This is a genomic window from Peribacillus simplex (assembly GCF_001542915.1).
Classification (GTDB): Bacteria; Bacillota; Bacilli; order Bacillales; family DSM-1321; genus Peribacillus; species Peribacillus simplex_B.
Window position 1 is genome coordinate 57,063 of sequence record NZ_LNNH01000025.1, and the last position, 18,564, is coordinate 75,626.

23 protein-coding genes are annotated in these 18,564 nt (G+C 38.6%); 5 read left to right on the top strand and 18 right to left on the bottom strand.

The genetic code is table 11. From position 1 onward, the window contains the following. Nucleotides 1-8 precede the first annotated feature (8 nt). The 16 genes from AS888_RS13160 to AS888_RS13235 form a co-directional block, all read right to left on the bottom strand. The gene (locus AS888_RS13160; protein ID WP_061142610.1) at nucleotides 9-836 is read right to left on the bottom strand and encodes a phage tail family protein; all 828 of its coding nucleotides are present in this window, start codon (nucleotides 834-836) and stop codon (nucleotides 9-11) included. Further along, the gene (locus AS888_RS13165) at nucleotides 836-4,969 is read right to left on the bottom strand and encodes a phage tail tape measure protein (RefSeq protein ID WP_061142611.1); all 4,134 of its coding nucleotides are present in this window, start codon (nucleotides 4,967-4,969) and stop codon (nucleotides 836-838) included. The genes AS888_RS13160 and AS888_RS13165 overlap by 1 nt, the downstream gene beginning before the upstream one ends. A 220-nt stretch (nucleotides 4,970-5,189) precedes the next feature. After that, nucleotides 5,190-5,546 (bottom strand): phage tail assembly chaperone G, encoded by a 357-nt coding sequence (gpG, locus tag AS888_RS13170; protein WP_061142612.1) that lies wholly within the window; start codon nucleotides 5,544-5,546, stop codon nucleotides 5,190-5,192. Between the two features lie 57 nt (nucleotides 5,547-5,603). Next, the gene (locus tag AS888_RS13175; RefSeq protein ID WP_034305771.1) at nucleotides 5,604-6,182 is read right to left on the bottom strand and encodes a major tail protein; all 579 of its coding nucleotides are present in this window, start codon (nucleotides 6,180-6,182) and stop codon (nucleotides 5,604-5,606) included. Between the two features lie 4 nt (nucleotides 6,183-6,186). Then, complete coding sequence (locus AS888_RS13180; RefSeq protein ID WP_061142613.1) at nucleotides 6,187-6,552, bottom strand: hypothetical protein; 366 nt, start codon at nucleotides 6,550-6,552, stop codon at nucleotides 6,187-6,189. Beyond that, the gene (locus tag AS888_RS13185) at nucleotides 6,549-6,938 is read right to left on the bottom strand and encodes an HK97-gp10 family putative phage morphogenesis protein (RefSeq protein ID WP_061142614.1); all 390 of its coding nucleotides are present in this window, start codon (nucleotides 6,936-6,938) and stop codon (nucleotides 6,549-6,551) included. The genes AS888_RS13180 and AS888_RS13185 overlap by 4 nt, the downstream gene beginning before the upstream one ends. Further along, a complete protein-coding gene (locus AS888_RS13190) occupies nucleotides 6,938-7,258 on the bottom strand; it encodes a phage head closure protein (protein WP_061142615.1) in 321 nt (106 codons plus the stop codon). Before AS888_RS13190 ends, AS888_RS13185 begins: the two co-directional genes overlap by 1 nt. Beyond that, complete coding sequence (locus AS888_RS13195) at nucleotides 7,239-7,562, bottom strand: hypothetical protein (protein WP_061142616.1); 324 nt, start codon at nucleotides 7,560-7,562, stop codon at nucleotides 7,239-7,241. Before AS888_RS13195 ends, AS888_RS13190 begins: the two co-directional genes overlap by 20 nt. Before the next feature lie 12 nt (nucleotides 7,563-7,574). Next, complete coding sequence (locus AS888_RS13200; RefSeq protein ID WP_061142617.1) at nucleotides 7,575-7,829, bottom strand: head-tail connector protein; 255 nt, start codon at nucleotides 7,827-7,829, stop codon at nucleotides 7,575-7,577. 15 nt (nucleotides 7,830-7,844) lie between these two features. Further along, nucleotides 7,845-9,059 (bottom strand): phage major capsid protein, encoded by a 1,215-nt coding sequence (locus AS888_RS13205; protein ID WP_061142646.1) that lies wholly within the window; start codon nucleotides 9,057-9,059, stop codon nucleotides 7,845-7,847. A gap of 31 nt (nucleotides 9,060-9,090) precedes the next feature. Next, nucleotides 9,091-9,858: a head maturation protease, ClpP-related gene (locus tag AS888_RS13210; RefSeq protein WP_081092439.1), complete on the bottom strand. Its 768-nt coding sequence runs from the start codon at nucleotides 9,856-9,858 to the stop codon at nucleotides 9,091-9,093. Next, a complete protein-coding gene (locus AS888_RS13215; protein ID WP_185113087.1) occupies nucleotides 9,839-11,026 on the bottom strand; it encodes a phage portal protein in 1,188 nt (395 codons plus the stop codon). Before AS888_RS13215 ends, AS888_RS13210 begins: the two co-directional genes overlap by 20 nt. Nucleotides 11,027-11,068: 42 nt before the next feature. Then, on the bottom strand, nucleotides 11,069-12,787 hold the full coding sequence (locus AS888_RS13220; protein WP_260320202.1) for a terminase large subunit: 1,719 nt from the start codon (nucleotides 12,785-12,787) through the stop codon (nucleotides 11,069-11,071). After that, the gene (locus AS888_RS13225; protein WP_061142620.1) at nucleotides 12,738-13,121 is read right to left on the bottom strand and encodes a P27 family phage terminase small subunit; all 384 of its coding nucleotides are present in this window, start codon (nucleotides 13,119-13,121) and stop codon (nucleotides 12,738-12,740) included. The genes AS888_RS13220 and AS888_RS13225 overlap by 50 nt, the downstream gene beginning before the upstream one ends. Nucleotides 13,122-13,194: 73 nt before the next feature. After that, the gene (locus tag AS888_RS13230; RefSeq protein ID WP_061142621.1) at nucleotides 13,195-13,506 is read right to left on the bottom strand and encodes a hypothetical protein; all 312 of its coding nucleotides are present in this window, start codon (nucleotides 13,504-13,506) and stop codon (nucleotides 13,195-13,197) included. A 2-nt stretch (nucleotides 13,507-13,508) separates the two neighbouring features. After that, nucleotides 13,509-13,850 (bottom strand): HNH endonuclease, encoded by a 342-nt coding sequence (locus tag AS888_RS13235; RefSeq protein WP_260320199.1) that lies wholly within the window; start codon nucleotides 13,848-13,850, stop codon nucleotides 13,509-13,511. Between the two features lie 435 nt (nucleotides 13,851-14,285). Here AS888_RS13235 and AS888_RS26460 point away from each other — a divergent pair, with 435 nt between their 5' ends. Both AS888_RS26460 and AS888_RS13240 read left to right on the top strand, forming a co-directional pair. Next, the gene (locus AS888_RS26460; RefSeq protein WP_260320200.1) at nucleotides 14,286-14,462 is read left to right on the top strand and encodes a hypothetical protein; all 177 of its coding nucleotides are present in this window, start codon (nucleotides 14,286-14,288) and stop codon (nucleotides 14,460-14,462) included. Between the two features lie 135 nt (nucleotides 14,463-14,597). Then, entirely contained in the window at nucleotides 14,598-14,855 is a 258-nt protein-coding gene (locus tag AS888_RS13240) for a ribbon-helix-helix domain-containing protein (protein WP_061142622.1), read from the top strand. Nucleotides 14,856-14,923: 68 nt separating this feature from the next. Here the strand turns inward: AS888_RS13240 and AS888_RS13245 are convergent, their stop codons facing one another. Both AS888_RS13245 and AS888_RS13250 read right to left on the bottom strand, forming a co-directional pair. Then, a complete protein-coding gene (locus AS888_RS13245) occupies nucleotides 14,924-15,115 on the bottom strand; it encodes a hypothetical protein (RefSeq protein ID WP_061142623.1) in 192 nt (63 codons plus the stop codon). A 370-nt stretch (nucleotides 15,116-15,485) separates the two neighbouring features. After that, complete coding sequence (locus AS888_RS13250; RefSeq protein WP_061142624.1) at nucleotides 15,486-15,821, bottom strand: hypothetical protein; 336 nt, start codon at nucleotides 15,819-15,821, stop codon at nucleotides 15,486-15,488. A gap of 94 nt (nucleotides 15,822-15,915) precedes the next feature. Here AS888_RS13250 and AS888_RS13255 point away from each other — a divergent pair, with 94 nt between their 5' ends. The 3 genes from AS888_RS13255 (at nucleotide 15,916) to AS888_RS13265 (ending at nucleotide 18,561) form a co-directional block, all read left to right on the top strand. Then, the gene (locus AS888_RS13255) at nucleotides 15,916-16,095 is read left to right on the top strand and encodes a YjzC family protein (RefSeq protein ID WP_061142625.1); all 180 of its coding nucleotides are present in this window, start codon (nucleotides 15,916-15,918) and stop codon (nucleotides 16,093-16,095) included. A gap of 255 nt (nucleotides 16,096-16,350) precedes the next feature. Continuing rightward, nucleotides 16,351-17,466: a tyrosine-type recombinase/integrase gene (locus AS888_RS13260; RefSeq protein WP_061142626.1), complete on the top strand. Its 1,116-nt coding sequence runs from the start codon at nucleotides 16,351-16,353 to the stop codon at nucleotides 17,464-17,466. A gap of 363 nt (nucleotides 17,467-17,829) precedes the next feature. Beyond that, nucleotides 17,830-18,561, top strand: coding sequence for a tryptophan-rich sensory protein (locus tag AS888_RS13265; protein ID WP_061142627.1), 732 nt, complete (start codon nucleotides 17,830-17,832; stop codon nucleotides 18,559-18,561). Nucleotides 18,562-18,564 lie beyond the last annotated feature (3 nt).

Here is an 18,564-nt window from a genome sequence, read left to right on the forward strand (position 1 = left end):
TTATTCACCTACTTAAAATAAAAACGCGTGATAAAGTCAACGCTACTTTTATTTGCACCTGTAATTACTATTTGATTATATCCAGGGATCAAAGACGGAAAGCGCCCTTCTGTTTTGGCTATCTTTCCATTTACGGTTACATATTGTCTGAGTATCATCACTTTCGCATTAGTCAATTTTCCTTTTATCGTAAGGTATTCACCTGTATTGTTGTTTTTAATTTTCACATTCGTTCCAGACAAGACTAAATCAACGCTATAATCATGCTCAGTGGGATAAAGTCGAACATCACCGCCGTTATACACTTTAAAACTATAATTATTGTTAAAACGGTATACTAAATCTTCCTGTGGAATATTCATACCCACACCATACATTTCTCCGCCGAGATTATAGAATTCACTGGCCATAAATTTAGATTCAGCAAACCCAGTTATACAAGTGAATTCCACATCGAATTCCTTAAAGTTCTTGCTTGAGTCTTTATCAATATTAAAGTTACCATCACAGATAACTAGCCATCGTTTATAGGGCTCAAATTCATTAGAAATATAGTAAGGTTCATCGCGCACCAACAGCTTGTATACTTCATGCCTCCATAAGTAGAACTGCTCTGGAATTCTACTGTTTATAAGGAGCTTTACGACGATTTTTCGTTCTTTGTAAACCGTCTTTCTTTGGTTGGTCAATATAATACCATTCCGACCTGGAAGAGCCAAACTTTTCCTGTCCACAATTGGAGCTTCTGGACTAAATGATGACAAACGCACTTTAGGGAGCAAATCATTAAGGCTCTGCTCCCCATCGCCGAAATCAAGTTTTAAATCATACCTCATTACCTTATCCCCCTATTGAAGGATTTCGTGCTTAATTTCTTGGTTCCACGATCATCCAATACTGTACCTATTAGATTTTTTTCTAAATAGATATCTGTGTTTTTATTAACAATTTCCCTTAATAAATTTACTTGTTCAGCTAGAAAGGAAATAATTGAACCATTGTCATTGTCATTGCCTTGTGGAGGCTGTACTCCCAAAGCCCGACCTGCCTCTGCCCACATTCCTAAGTTGTTTTTTCGATATTTTGGTTCAGAAGTAAGAACCCACTCTTTCCACCCATTCTCACCTAACTCTGCCAATTGGTGATGATTAATTTCTCCACCTGTTGCATATTTTCTTGCACCTCTAGGTCCCCATCCTCGCTTGCCATAAGGTAAGTCTCTTCGCCATGTACTGTTATTAAAAAAAGCCAAGAGTTGATCGTAACCAGAATAAATATTATTGTGTCCTCTCATTGAATAAGCACGGAACGTTTGCGGAATGTACTGAAGTAACCCACGAGCCGGATTTCCATTCAAGGTGTTGATATCACGTACCGCAGAGCTTTGAGTAATTTTTTGATTGCCACCTGATTCCCTTTGAATTTGAGCGATGATACCATTTAATTCAGAGCTATTTATGCTTTCTTTCATAGCTACAGCCGCTTTCATGATTTGCCCTCTCCAAGCTGATGCACCGCCTGAAATATTTGGACCTTCACCGCCGCCGCCAAATGTGAATTGACCCAGTAGCCCTTTCATCCAATTTGAACCCATATTCATCATGGAGCTAATTGGGTTTCCGGTTAACTTGTTCATCCAGCTAGGAATCACTGAGTCTTTCAAATTGAATTTTTCAAATGTTTTTCCTAAAAAGTGTTTGGGCCCTTTGAACATCCAATCAAAGTAATCACCGGTTCCTTTTTCATATCCATTGAACCCATGACTTTTTAGAAGCATTTCGGTTTTCTTATTTGGTAAAACGCTAGTTCCTTTAGATAGGTGTCTTAACTCTGGGCCGCTGGAACCAGAAAGATACGTACCAACTTTAGGGTCATGGATTAATTCACGGCCTTTCTCAGAAACAATGGCCATTCCGTCAGCAGGGTGCCCTCCTGAAGGGGTTCCTTTTGCATATTCAGAAGTAGTTTTTTTCTTAGGTACATGGGGTTTTAAAGTTGGAGTCGCTTTCGTTTTGCCGCCACCAAATATCCCCTTAATCCAATCAACAGCTTTTTTAATTCCGCCGACCATTTTATCCCAACCATTAAGAACCTCGCCTGTCTCCCAATTCACATCGCTAATATGATCTTTTGCTTGTGCCTTGGAAGCTTTAACGACACCCTTATGCATACTTTTGGCTTTACCAACTGCCTCGTCTCTTTTGCGTTCTGCTTCCCTGATTATTGCATCTGCTTCTTCAGCAGAAAGTGAACCTGTCTCATCACGTTCCCGAATAGCTGCAGCTACTATTTTGTTATACTTATCATTCGCTTCTTTAATTGTCCCATCTTTCGCTTTCTTACTTTCAGCTACAGTTTTGGCAGCCGTCCTTGCTGAAATAGATCCAGATTGTAGTCTTAATCTTTCCGTGATAGCTAATTGTTCTACTTCACCTTCAGACAACGTTTTAACTGCCATATCCATCATTTGTTGTTTGATTGCTGCAATTTCTGCCTTTTCTAATTGAGATGTTTCTCGTTTTTGCTCAACAGCTCTATCCGTGATTTCCTTAACTCTCGCTTCATACTTTTGAATTTTATCTAGTTTCTCTTGGTTAGTTGTTTCCATTTTCCCAAGCAATTCTTGTTCGTAACTATTGCTAAGCCAGCTACTTTCTTGAAATAAACCTTGAATGTGTTTAGTACTGTCTTCAAAATCCTTTTTTAAGTTGGCTGAAATTATGCCGCCCATTTTACTGAATGTACCTACCAAATCATCTGCCATCTGTTGTGATACTGCTTTTCCTGAATAAGCTAAGAGGTTTAATTGAACAGTAGCATCGTCATTCAGCTTTTTGTATCCTAATACTGCTTTAGCCGTTGAATCAGAAACCTTCTTACCAAACTCAGTTAACGTAGGAATCTGTTCTTCTTTAAGATGCTTATATAGCTTGTATCCACCTTGGGCAAGTAAAGTAACGCCGGTAATAGCTAAACCAACTGGACCACCAAAAGCAGCTAATCCGCCCCTTGCAAGCACTAACATGGAACCCAAGTTCTTAAAGGTTTTTGCAGCTCCAAAAACCTTAGCTCCCATGCTTGCAACACTACCTCCGCTTGTTATTGCGGTTTTACCGTACCCTAAAAGGCTTTTTCCACCTTTTAATATTTCCGGCAGGAACATTGTCGCGATTCCTGCAACCATTCCCCACTTACCGCCAAACATAGTCATGGCACTTCCAGCAGCTGTTGCTCCTCCGCGTACTGCACCCATTCCCTTTGTGGATTTCGCCATTGCGGCATTGGCTGTATTCATCTTGGTGGAAGCTACAACTGCAGAGTTGCCTAGTGTATTTACGGAAGAACTCGTAAGAATTGTTTGAGTTCGGTACTTTCCTAACCAACCTATGCCAGTAGCCAATCCACCCGATACAATTCCTATGGATTTGAACAGGGCAGCCATACCGAGTGTTATAGGTGCTATTCCGGCGGCAACCAATCCAAGAATAATCACTGTCTTTTTGGCTTCTGGACTCAAGTCAGAGAATTTGTCCCCCATTTTACCTAGCCATTCAGCTAGATCTCGAACACTCGGGGTCAATACATCTGAAACTTGAATACCAATGGATTCCATCGTCCCCATTAACGCTTCCATTGCTCCAGCGAAATTATCATTCATAATTTTAGAAGCTTTAGCAGACGCACCACTTGAGTTTTCAAGTGATTCCGTCATTTTGTCAATTTCTTTAGGACCAGCTTTCATTAGTGAAAGCATTCCAGATACCGCTTCTTTTCCCACAAGGCTTGCAAGTGTTGCTGCTTTCTGGGTCTCTGTTTGACCCTCCATAGAATCCGAAAGGTTTTCCACAAGTTTTGAAAGTCCTACGAAATTTCCTTCAGCGTCTGTAATAGCAATCCCCATCGTATCCATCATTTTGCTGTTTGCTTCTGATGGATTTAACAGCGAAAGCAAAGCAGAACGTAAAGTGGTTCCGGCTTGTTCACCTTTCATACCAGCGTTCGTCATTATACCGATAGATCCAGAAAGTTCTTCTAAACTGACACCAAGTGCTGCAGCAGGAGGTCCGGCATATTTCAACGCATATTGCATGTCTGTTATATCCGCGGCTGAAGCGTTTGCTGTTTCCGCTAAAATATCAGCTACTTCAGATGCTTTCTCCGCCTTTAAACTGAAAATATTTAAGGCTGAAGACATGACTTCAGCAGTTTGAGCCATATCGGATCCAGATGCCTCACTTGCCGCGATAATACCCGGCATTGCTCCCATCACCTGATTCGCATCATAACCAGATTTGGACATCTCTAACATGCCCGTTGCAACCTCTGAGGCAGACTTTGTAGTACTTGCGCCTAATTTAATAGCTTGGTCCCTCATTGCCCCTAACTGATCGCCTGTAGCTCCCGAAACGGCCTGAATCTTGCTCATTTCCTTATCAAATTTCATTCCTGTTTTTACAGCTACTGTAGCCAAACCTGCAATAGGAGCAGTAACGGACAAAGCCATTGTCCTGCCAAACTCGCCCATTTTATTTCCTGTGCTTGACATATTGTTTGAAAAGGTGGACATCCCCTGGCTTGCTTTGTGCCATTTAGAATTCAATGTATCAACTTTCTTAGATGTTTCATTCAAATTGCGACCGAGGGTATTATAATAAGCAGTTGCCCGATTCAAGTTAGATCCTGCTTTTAAAGCTGCTTCACTTTCAGCACCGTGTGCCTTCGCTAATTCATCATACTTTTTCTTTAATGCCTGAACCTGTTGACCTTGTAATGCATACTGCTTCCCTAATATGACTTGTTTGCTTTTTAGAGCATCAAGTGAATTCCCATATTTGCCGAACTGGGATTGGGAAGCCTTCATTTCACTTTTTACGAGATTCATTTTTTGTAAAAGGTTTTTCTGTCCTTTGTCAAAATTTGCTCCATCCAGACCGACACGAACAATCATGGAGCCAATCTCTTCAGCCATACTTCCACCTCCTAGAATACGGCGTCAATAGGAACCACTTTTTGATCTTTGAACCTATTTCTTTTTCTTTTGGCAGGTCCACTGTCCTTAATCTTTGTTAATGAGTGATTTAACAGTTCATAATAAAAGTGAATATCCATGTCATCCACATCTTTTAACGGCCACCCTCTTTTGTTTACAAGGTGATCATAAGTATTAAGTAAATCGTTATAAATTTGTTTTATTTGGCTTTCCCTAGGTTCTCTAGGGCTTCCGCTAAAAAACTATTTTCCGCCTGTTCCATATCTTGTTTCATTTTTGAATAAGGCTTCCAACCTAAGATATCTTTTCGAATAATGTCCCAAAGAACCTCATCAACTTTTCGTGCATCCAATCCATTCTCTAATTGATCAGCTGTAAATTGTTTTTCAAAAATATCTACAATAAGTTCATACTGCTCGGTCAAAGTTGCTTCCTGATCTGATTCACCCTCTTCTAAATTTTTAAGCAACTTTAATGACTTACGGTAATATTTTGCTGATACAAATGATTGCGTGAATGTTTTTTCTTGTCCTTCTATCATCAAAGTGATTTCCATATCATTCTTCTCCTCCTAATAAACAAAAATAAAGCACTACCGAAGTAGTGCTTACCATTACACGATTGGTGTATCTAATTTTGTATAATCAAAAACTTCTTCAAAAAATTCTTCTCGATAAGGAGCGAACTCTGCAACAGCAGTGTCTCCAACAATTTTAAATACCTCATCTGCATCACGACGGATAAATGTACCCTCGATTTCTTGGTTTTGGAATTCTGGTGAGTCAGTTTTTGTATTCCACTCATCAGAAGGGATAGAAAAACGGCCTTTTGTTAGCCAAACAACACGTTCATTCCCATCTGACTTATTGCCGGCAAACCCTAAAGCAAGATAAGGACCAACAGCGCTTTGTTTATATGCAATGACTCCTTTTTTAATTTCCTGACCAAGAATCTCAGCCAATACTTCCATTGGAATTTCATCCACAGTCAAACTCAATGTTGTTTCGCCAATTTGGGTCATAACATCAATTGGACCATTATCTGCGTATTGAGTTGCAGATTCTTGTGCCGTTTCTACTCCAGCTGTTATGGCTGGTGCAAATGGTTTTACAGCACCGTATGTTGCTTTTCCTTCTGAAGGATCAGTTAATAATGGTGCATACACAAGATTACGTAAACCTACAATCGCCATGTATTTATTCCTCCTCTAATCTCACTTTTGATGTATACCGCAGTGCTTTTCTCATCGCACCAGTGTTTTCTTCATAAAAAGAAGTCACCCCTATTCGTTTGAATTGGAGTGTCTTCATTATTTGATCTATTCTGTTTTGTAATATGTCTGGGTCACCTTTAGTCCATAGGTCAACTTGAATGGCAATGTCCGAAGCTACAGCTTTGTTATCCCGGTAATCTTCATCAGTATTATCCAGTTCTGCGACACGAATATAAGGGTAATCATTGGAATTCTCTTTCGGTACAAACCAACGAAAAACTTTATTCCCGACCGAATCTAATAAACCATTTTCTAAAACTGAAATGACTGGAACCTCCATATCAATCATAGTCCCAGCCCCTTTTTAAGCTCACTTTTTAGTTTTGCTTGTACATTATCTTTTGATAATCGTACAGAACGAAGCATAAATGGATCAGGTGGCATATAAATCGTACCGAATTCAAGGAAATGGGCTCGCCATGCTGTTTCCTTACTCGGTCCAACTTGAACGTGAGGAATCCCTTTAATTCGCTTAACTTCACTTACCACAATGTCATCCCTAATATGAGTATGGTTAATGTCCGAAATAGATACTTCTTTATACATTGTATCTGCGAGAATCTTGCCGCCTTGCTTTATGGCAGCATTTTGAATCCTTGACCCTTTACGGCCCAATTCAATGATTCTTTTCCGGATTTCTTCCATTCCATCGACTTCTAGAGAAGTTTTAACCACTAATCAACCCTCCTACATTGTAATGAGGTCAGGTTTTTCTTACGTGTTCCATATCGCACAGGACCAATTGTGTATTCTTCGCCTTTGTATTTCAAAAGCATCCCTGGTGTTATTCCATCTTTAGGTCGGATATTAAAAAACACTTCATTTTCCAAATGAGATACAGCAGCCTCAAATAATGCACGTCCTGTGGGTTCATAACGCTCCGCCCAGCAACTGTGAAAGGGAACCCATACCATTTCATTCAGTTTGGTTTCTGGATTTTTAATCGACTTGTTTTGGCCGATTTCAATGCGGCAATCAAGCTTCGCTGGATTCATGGTCCTCACCATTTAAAAGTTTTTCAATGTGTTCTTTAACAGTTACACGATTTTTCCCTGAAACTTCCTGATTAAGTAAAGACTCCAGCTCTTCTTTTGAAGTCTCTGTGGAAATTTCCTTTATAATGTCGGTTGCTTTTTTATCAAGGATTGTTTCTACGGCGGAATCAATTTCACTCCCAAGAAACCCTTTCTTTTGAAGGAATTCTGCTCGATCTTCGCTATCCGTCTCAAAATGGCTACCAACGGCGTATGCTTCTTTTGTATTTTTATCTATAAATGCTGATTCGACTTCATATTTCATAATAATCACCTCTTAGTATGTTTTTAATTGCAGAATAATAGACTGAAAGGCTATATTAAACTTCTCTATTTTTTGACTAGGATCACGATTTTCATATTGAAGGGTAACATAAAGCATAACAGCCACCTTATATAAGGCACTGTTCTGCTCTGTCACCCCTGCATTGGTTAAGTATTCTTTTGCGGCTTCCATTAGCAAACTAATAAGAACATCATCTTCATTACCATCAATCCGTAGATATTCTTTTACTTCACTCAATTCGGGCATATACAGCCCTCCTTATTAAACTTGCGGGACAACTTTAGCGATACGGAATGCAGATTTAAGCTTAATTTGATGATCCACATAGGCAGTCAAAACAAAATCTTCAATACCTGTACGAACATTTTTGTCGCGCTCATACAATACATCTAAATCATAGTTGAAGTGAGAATATGAAAAATCTCCTACAATCGGTTCAGAGGCTGCATCAATAAACTCAACACCTTTCCCCCAAATAGATTCAGGAGGAGCAGCAAAATAAGTGGAATTTCCGTTATTTAAGAATTTAACCACTTTTGTATAATCTGCATAGTTCATAACAACCTTTGCATTCTCACGGTAATCCTCATGTAAATCAGCAAGAGCATTTACAACAGCTTCGTAAATATCAGCACCGTTTACAGTTTTAATGGCTGTCGCACCAGTTTGGTAGAATGACATGTGCTCTTCTCCAGCTTTTGGTGTTTTAGCGAAAGCTATTTTCTTTTCTTTGGCAGCAAGACCGGACTCAAGGGCACGTTCCACACTTTGTACAAGATTTACGTTACTACCTCGGAGAACTGTCTCAGAAACAGGAGCAAACACCTTGAATTTATTTCGAGTGAATTTAACTACATCACCAGTGACCTTTAATTCTTTTGCAGTTTCTGTATCCGCGATGAAATCATCGTCATCTAAAGTAAACGAGATTTTAGGCACTTCAAGGTTCATTAAATTTGTGAAAGTGGAAATGTTACGTAATGGATTTTTGACCAATGGTTCCATAAGGATTTCATCAGACATGGTTGTTGGTAACAATTTCTCTCCTCCGGTATTATTACGATCACCAAGAACGGCCATAACATCCTTTGACACAGCCTGATTACGAATAGTCGCACGAATTAATTCAGCTTTAGCTTTAATGACTTTTTGCTTCGGGTCATTTTCTGCAGCAATTCCAAGATTTTGAATGTTTTGGTTTTCTGCGAATCTAGCTTTTTGCTCCGCTTCCAATACATCGTGTTGCTCTTTAATTACATCAAAACGAGCTTTAATGTCCTCTTTTGATTTTTGGAGGGCTTTAATATCCTCCAAGGTAGCAGTTGGGTCAATCGCCTTTTGAGAAAGTTCTCCTTCATATTTTTGGAGTTGTTGCCCAAGAGTAGCCATGTTTTGTTTTAGCTCAAAAAGAGTGCTGCCGCCGAAGTGCTGAAGGTCAAGTTTTAATAGACTTGTTACCGGTTTAAACCAATTCATTTGTAAGTTTGCGTTTTTCACATTTTTCATTCTAAAGTCCCCCTAAAATTGTTGTTAAATAAGCTTGATTAGCTACTGATTGTTCTACAATTTGTTTTCTATATGTCATTTCTTCAGCTGAAATTGTATTCTTTTGTTCAACTATAAATAATTCACCAGGAACATCTTTATAACGATTTAATAATTCAATATCGGCACATGCAATGGCATCCTTCGTTTCTTCTAAAACAGTGATATCAAAAAACTCAGCAGCTTCATTTGCATCCAGCCAATTATCTTTTCCATTAAGCAATTCTTTTACTTTTTCATCAGTTAACGTGTCGGTTCCCTTTGATAAATAAGCAGGAATGCATGTTTTTGCTTCCGTTTTGTCTAACCAATCAGCCTGTTCTCTGCAATCGACCGCATTCGCACCCCAAAGTGAGATCATAGGTTTATGGATCATTAAAAATGTATTTTCGTACATATAAATATTGTCAGCCTTCATGATTAATATGGAAGCAGCACTAGCAGCAATCCCATCCACATATGCATTTAAAACCATTCTGCTTTTCATTCTCTCGAGCTGGTTCATCATTGCTATTGTTGTAAAAACAGAACCACCTGGGGAATTGACGTACATGTTAAGTGTTTTTACAGTCATAGGTAATGCTTCTAACGATTCTTTGAATTCCGAGAGCGTTACATCTGCGTCATTCCACTTATAACCACTAATAATTGCTCCATAAATAAAAAGATCAGCTGACTTTTCGTCTGCTGATGCTTTCATTTCCCAATATTTATTCAGCTTCTTTTCCACTTGTCTTCACCCCCTTTCGTTGACTTGGGTCCATTTCTAACGGATACATGTCTCCAGAAATCCAAAGTTCATCAGCTTTTCCGCCAATTGGTGGGTAATCTTCAAGCCGCCTTACTTCATCCGGCTTCATTCCGCCACTTCTCAGCATTACCTGATATAGCTGGGTCCTAGCTGCTGTGTCACCACGAAGCAATCCGCCGAGCGTGAATTTAAAGTACAATCCGCTCTTTCTTTCCGCTACATTAAGTAACTTTCTATTAAATTCCTGTTCATATTGTCTAACTATAGGAGTAAGAGTCATCTGCACAAATTGAATCATCATCTGTTCATTTGAAGAAAAATTCAGACCCTCGATATCATTCAAGAATGATGTCGGTACATTAAATACATTGGCAACACGAGAACGAGTAACTTTTTCAGATGCCAATGTGTCAGCAGCAAAATATTTACGTTCCATGTCTTTAACGGAAACACCTGGTTCTTGAAAAAGGATCCCGCCATTTTCTTGATAAAACCGTTTAAAGTCATCGATAATACGTTGTCGTTTATCAAAGTCAACATTAGCCCCATACTCTAAAATAAAACTTTCTTTTTTCTGCATTTCAGACAGGCTAAATTCTTGAACGGATTTATCGTATTCCAATGTATTTTTAAGAACATCTATTGGACTGATACCTTGCCACCTTGAAACTCCAGTAATATGTTTAACATGGAGAATATTCATATTATGAATATAGTACGTGCCATTAACACCACGAACCTCATACCATAAACTATTGTCATCTGTATTGAGGAATGGGGTCACATAGCTTGAATCAATCGGTATTAACGCTTCGGGTTGCATTCGGATATCTCTGATAATTGCTGAATATCCGTTACCTGTTTCATTTCTCGAAACTTCCATTTTGTTAATCCAATCAAAGCCAGTCATGTTTTGATTGGGACTGTTTATGATCATGTCAGCCACATTGTTTGTAAGGGTGTCGTAGTCCTTATATAGCTTCAAGGGCAATGATGAAAGAGTATTAGCCAATCTGCTCACGACGCTGAAAATTGTTTCATTTGAAGCTAATTTACTGTTGTCTATGCCCCAGAATTTACGTCCAAACCAGGATGAAAAATCATATCCTGCCCCTTTCCAACCAGCTGCTGCACCTTTTAGAGCCATTTTCAATTTATTAGGCCATTTCAAATTCTCACCACCTTTCAATTATCCAAATAGATCACTAACAGACACAAATTCAATATCTCCATTTCCCTGAGGTGTCGTTAATATCTCCATTGTTTTAATATGAGAGTTCAACATGGCAGCAAAGCCATCGATTTTACGATAACGATTTTGTTTTTGTGGAAGCCAACTGCCGTTTTCATTTTTCTTTAACTTCACGTTGTTGATATACCACCTTAACAACCTGTTCTTATTAAAAATAACTTTCCCATCCATGAACATCGTTTCTAAATCACGAAGACCAGGTGTTAAAGTTAATGGTCCCTGCCTTACAATTTCGGTAACGAATCCATAACTTTCAAGATCTTTTACCAGCCTGTAAGCTTTGGCTGGATCATAAGCAATCTTTTCAATCGTATAAATTTTCGACTTCGCAACAAACCAATCGTAGACCTGTTCCAATTTGATATAATCCTCATCCACGATTGTTAAAAGTCCGTCTTTAGCGAACTCTAGATATGGTATTTTTTCATTATCTGCCAGCACCTTTTTTCTTGGTATCCAAGAGTGAGACAAAACAAATACCTCTCCGGTATCAAGAGGGAATTCAAGACAAGCGCTTGTGAAATCCTCGGATTCGGAAAGGTCAAAAGAACCTATGCAATTACGATTTTTCAATGTTTCAATATTAATAACCTTGTCATTGCGTTTGATTACGGAATAGTCCAGGAATGATTGCTCATCTGATTTAACAAAAAGATTCAAACGTTTCGTTATAAAGTCACTTCGTTCTGCCGGGATGTGCTTTCGGCTTTCCCATTCTTCAATAAGTGTTTCCAATTTAAGAGTTGTCCCCAAGTTAGGATTTGCCTTAATCCAGTTTTCCGGATTATCAAGGTCATCCTTTTCATCCAATTCCGCTAAAAAATAAAAACAACGTTCATCATCAATCACGCCATCTAAAACGTCCGCAGCTTTATCATAATAATCCACAAGTGGACCGTCTAATTGATACCCTGCAGTCGTTATATACAAAAGGAGTGGTTGTTTCCGCGCCCCTGTACTGTTCTTGATTACATTGATTAGCTTGTAATTTTTATACTCATGGATTTCATCAAATACACCAAAGCTACAGTTTTTACCGTCCATCTTTTTACTGTCAGTTGCCAAAGGAATAATCTTGGACATGGTCCGACCAAACCGTATCTCTTTATTAGTAGGATCAAAATGACGATTTAAGATTGGTGAAGATTTAACCATGGCCACACACTCATCGAACACCTCTTTCGCTTGTTCTTTTGAGTTGGCCAACTGATAAACCCGCGCTCCATTTTCTCCATCCTTTGATGAACTATAGAGCGATAAACCAGATACAAGTGTTGATTTACCATTTTTCCTTCCAACAAAAATAAGGCCCTCCTTGAAGCGCCTTACACCCGAATCTTTATGAACCCACCCATACAACGACCCTACAATAAAATGCTGCCAGGGTTGCAATTCTAATCGATCGTAATCGCCCTGGGATGGTTTACAGAATCTTTGAATGTACTCAACTGGACGATGGCCCTTTTCTTCATCGAAAACATAAGGGAACTTCTTCGTCCCTTGTCTTTCCAAGTCCTTCAAGTGCCTTTGACAAGCTTGAAAAACCTTTTTGGAAGTTGTGATGATATGAGAAGTTACCCCTTTGGCATATTCTGTTGTTAATAATTTAGAATCGCTCAAAATCATCACCCTTGCTGTCTTCCGCTTCTCCTCCATCAATTGGTATCACATCTGAAACTTTTCTATCTGAGGCAGGGGTGAGCTTTAACTCTGCCTGAAGTTTACGCTGCTGCTCAATAATTTTTAAGATTTTATCCACCGATTTATTATCTCGGTACATTTCTTGACTTCCATTTTTGAAGAGCTCAACTGTCCCCCGCTTTTTCACATCAGCAATCGAATCTTGTTTCATTTGTTCGAGCAGGACCATGTTATCAACCAAGATTATTGTTCTTTTACTCAAATTGTTATCAATCCGCAATTCATCAATAAGCGTTTTAAATAGGTCTTTTGCTAATTGTCGTGTAATTCCTGACTTAGGTTTGTACATCTACACCCCCCCCTCATATATAAAAATTCCAGTTTCGGTGCAAACGAAGGACCATCGTCGTTCTTTTCCTGCTTTAATTAATGATTTCAGGGGTAGGGGGGCTATCCGAATACTTTCCCCTTAGCTCCGTCATCCTCGTTTCGATTTTCCTTTTAATATCATCAATTATCCGATTAAAATCATCGATATGATTCACAGTGCCCTTTTTGTAAATCTTCTTTAATTTATTTTGATGCTGCCTAATGTAATCATCCGTAATGAATGCAAAAAACTTTGTTTGACAATGAGTACAAGTGAAGAAAGATTCCCTTATCCCTTTGCCATGGTTCTTCTCTTGCAGATCAACCACGAAGGTGAGCTTACAGCTGTCGCACTGGCTATCCATCCCTACCACATCTCCTCATTCGCTTTACTTGTCACAACCCTGATCCTCTTGCTGACCTTGACTGCCTTCTTACTCCCTCTGTCCGGATGCTCCCCGTTATGACATGGGTTGCAAAGACTCTCCAGGTTATCAATGTCCAAGGCCTTGCTCTGATCTGCTTTGTATTCAATGATGTGATGGACCATGTCTGCAGGTGTGATCCGTTTCTTTCTTAAACATTCCTGGCAAAGATGATTGTCTCTTGCCAATACAATAGCGCGGCACTTCTTCCAGGCAGCAGAGTTATAGAACTTCTTGGCTTCTTTATCACGCTTGTATTTATTGTAGTGCTTTTGAGAATTCATATTATCCCTCATTCGGATAGTATCTTTTATACTTTGTATGCATATCTTAAAAACAACTAAATATCGGAGGTGGCCACCATGCTTATAATTGTGAAGCTTACTTTTCAAGAGCTTCTTTTTGTAATCGCTTTGATTCATTTCCTTTTTTGATAAAAGAAGGAGGCAATGCTGGAAACAGCGTTGTCCTAAAGCGAAAAACAAATAAAATTATAAGTTAGTGGCTTTTTCTATTCGTGTTTTCCAATTACATCCCGAAGAACACGGTTCTTTTATCTCACTCTTCTTTTATTTTGATACATTTTCTTTTAGTATCACTTTGATGAGAGTTATAAATAAAATTATTAACTATTGCTTTTAATCTTCACCCTTATCTCCTTCTTCCTAATTAATCTGGTATCATAATAAAGTTAAATCCATTTATGAAGGTGATCAGCATTGACTGAAGAAAAATACAATGGCTATGACACAACCGTTATTTACGACTACAATGAACATCCTGACATTAAAAGTGGTCGATGTGACAATTGTGATATGGCACAGTTTAAAAGTTCCGTTAAGGACTTTGTCTATATTCGTGAGTGTCGCAATTGTGGCATGAAGAAAAGTATCTGACCCTGTGATGGGTCATTTTTTATTTCCCTCACTCTTCCTCTTCTCCTTGGTAATAATCTTATTAAGTCCTTATGCCTTTGTTTAGGTTTATTAATTAACATATAATTAGAATAAAAATCAAAGGAGGAATGGCATATGAATTTTGAAATAAGAACGCCCATAAATACTACGCTCAATCCTGATTTGAATAATAGACTCCATCACTTAGCTGATAAAAGAAATATACCCATTGAAAATCTTTTGGATAAGGCTGTAGAGCTAATACTTGAGTATATGGAGAGCCATGATACTCTTAATGAACATGTCAAGGAGAACAATGATTTTGCGATTAAAAAAAATAATGAAATCATTAAAAAAGGTAGAGAATTTATTGATAAAATAATCGAACCTTAAATAAAAGAAGCACTTGCCATTGAAGGTAGAGTGCTCTTTTCAATTTCATTATCAACAGGTTTCATAATTCATTTCCTCCTGACAGATCCACCAACTCTTCTGTAAGTATCGCGATTCATGCCCATTAACTCCTCAACATCTTTGAAACTTAATTCCTTTTTCCTCTTAGGCTTGGATTCAGATTTCCTCTGCTTGCTGCCTTTTCTAAGTTGATTGAACTTCTGAATATCCGATTTAGATAAATGGTCAGCAAACTTCATCTTAATCATCCTTCTTAAATTAATAAAAGACAGTTCAGAGGGTTTTCTTTATATATTTTCTTTAAAGATTTTCTTTAGGATTTCTGCTCTAATGAAGGAAAAAATTTCAGAGTACTGCGATTCGAGTACTCTAGCGTACTGCAATCCGAGTACTCTGGCGTACTGCAATTAGAGTACGCTGAACACCGTACTGCAATCCGAGTACGGAACATTCGTTTGTATAATTATTGGCACAACAAAACAGCTAAAGGTGCATAGACAGAAACACTTATCAGGTGTTCCCCTTTGCACGACTCCCTTCCGGCTGGGACATTAGCTGCTTTATTGAAGCAATAAAAAAAGCAACCAGATTATTGGTTGCTTGAATTTATCATTTTAACTTTTCTAATACCTGGTCAATGTGTTCAATGATTTTTCTGTTATATTTTATTTTAAATTCTTTATACTGAGTTTCTTCTGTCATAGCTGGTATGACGTCAATTAATTCTCTTTGAATCTTATCAATGTAAAGAAAGTCGAAAGACTTCCTGTCTTCATCAGAAATTTCCTCATTCATCGAAGCTTTGGTACTACCTAAAATACTTTGCCTTATATCCAACCCTCTATATCTAATCTTTAAATCTGATTCTTCATTTTCTAACTTAATAATTTCTTCCAGTAGTTCTTCTTTATATTTCCTGTGTTCATCTAAAAAAACTTCTAACATTCGCCTCACTCCTTCTGTCCTATATATTTCGACAATTTGCAGGATATTCCTTTTTAATCGACGAATAAATGTAAAAAAAGGAGGTGATATATTCATGAGTAAATACCTAAAGCCAGGTGAAAAGTCACAAAAGTCGGGCCAATATGAAGTCGTAGGTCCAAGAGGCGGATCGAAAAACCGAGAAATTACTTCGGTTAAGGGAGACAGGCTTCCTCCTACACAAAATCCTAATGAACGATACAGAATGGTCGATCCAACTAAACATAAAAAATAATTATGCTGTGGATATCAGTTTCCTGGACTGATATCTTTTTTTTACAAAAACGACGACACCATCTGAGTGCCGCCCTGTTTTCTTTATTCTCGATAATATAAATTTAACACGTATTTCTCCTAACAACACACATTGTACCCTCAAATTATCAATAGTTTTTTCTAATGTTTTCCCTAATTCCCTCGTACTTTATTTGCTAATATTTTTACTAGATTTTATAATTCAATTACATATATTGTGAGAGGAAGGTTACCCATGCCAATCTATGAGTATGAGAAGAATGGGAAAACTGCCTACTATTATGCCTTTGAAGTGAAGGACACAACAGGCAAACGTAAAACGATTAAGAAGCGCGGTTTCACTGGAAAGAAAGAAGCAAGAGATGCAGAAGCAGCTGCCCGGACAGAATGGTTAAAAGGCAGTTATATAGATCCCTCTAAGATTACCTTCGGTGAATACATTCAAGAGTGGTTAGATAATAAACAAGATATCTCCCCTGAAACAAGACATACAAACAACGGCCACCTATCCAATCATATTATCCCTGAGCTTGGTCACATCCCTTTACAAAAGGTCAGCGTGACTCACATTGAGCGCCTTATCAAGGCTTTACAGGATAAAGAACTGGCTGATGGTACTGTCCGTAAAATATACAATTTGATTCATACTTGCTTTAAAACAGCAGTAAAAAAGGAATTGATCATTAAGAACCCGTTTGATCTTTTAGATAAAGGTTCTAAACCTCGGACCAGTAAACCTAAAATTGATTACTGGACAACTGAAGAGGTAAAGCAATTTCTCGACAAGATAGACGGCCGTTACCGTATATTGTTTATCTTGGCGATTTATACAGGCATGCGCCGCGGCGAGCTTTTGGGCTTACGTTGGAAGGATATCAACTTTGAAACTTCCCAAATACGAATCAGTCAGTCATTAAAGGCTCGACAAGGCCTAATTAAAGGCGTTAAGACAGATTCAGGCTACAGGTCTATTACTGTCGCACCGACCGTTATAAACGAGCTTAAGAAGCACAGGACGATGGTTCTTAAAGAGAAGTTAGCCTGTGAGGATTATGAAGATTATGACTTAGTGGTTTGCCAAGTGGATGGCCGCCCGCGTGCTTTAGGAACTTTCGACAGGGATTGGAAAAGGGTGTTGGAACGAACGGAAATGAGAAAGATCCGTTTTCATGATTTGCGGCATACATGCGCATCCTTGCTATTCAGTGCAAATGTTCACCCTAAGATCGTCCAGGAACAATTAGGGCATTCCTCTATCAAAATTACCTTAGATACCTATTCTCATATGATGCCAAACATGCAGGCTGATGCAGCAAAGGTTCTTGAAAAAATGCTGAACAATTACTCTTAAATCCTTTCTAGTATTTTGCTGTTATTTCAGATTTCCTACCAAACTCCCTACCAAACGAAAAAAAACGATAAGAAAAAACCGCCTAAAATCCTTATTCATTAAGGTTTAGGCGGTTTTTTAATTTTATATGATCTCTTACGACCCCGAAGGACTAATAATATGAATCTTTCAACAGTTTATCACCTTAAAGTACGGATGTAAAATATCTGATTGGAAATGGTTCATTTGTTACAGAAATGGCCTCCCTTGTCAATTGAACCGTTAAGGCTTTTCAAAAAACGTTCGATGTGCTCCAAAAAGGTTATTCAAGCAAAAATGGTGGAATAAGATATAGAAGCCACACTACATTCAAGGAGGAATCCCATGCTTATTGTCATCTTTAACTTGATTTTTTATTTATTCGTCGTCACCATGAATTTTTTGGCCAATTTTCTGCCATTCAACGGCCAAACATCCGGAGAGGTCTCCGATAAACTGGATGTACTTTTCACCCCTGCCGGTTATGTATTTTCCATATGGGGGTTCATTTACCTTCTACTCGCCATCTGGGTATTCAGGCAGTTTGCAGGTGAGCACAGGAACAGTCCTGCTGCCGAGGCATCATTCCCGTGGTTCGCTTTAAGCTGTGTGCTGAATGGGGCCTGGCTCTTGGCTTGGCATTACGAACACTTTTTGTTATCCGTTTTCATCATCCTTGCGCTTTTAACTACGCTTTTGGTCATTTATACACGTATTAAAAAGGTTGCGCACACTGGCTTCGACCTATTTCCATTTTCCATTTATTCAGGTTGGGTAAGCGTTGCGACCATAGCTGATATTTCTTATTACCTCACTTATATTGAATGGGACGGTTTTGGGATTTCAAAGGTCACCTGGACGATCACTATGCTGATTGTAGCAACAATCCTGGCTTTTGCCTTTTCAAGCAAAAACCGGGATTGGGGCTATCCGCTCGTATTCGTTTGGGCGTTCATCGGCATCGGGGTCCGCAATGATGCCAACTACCCAGTCATTACGACCATTTCCTATATCCTTGCCGCTGTCATCTTGGTCATATCCGTGACCATCTTCATCAGGAATCGAAGGAATATATAAATA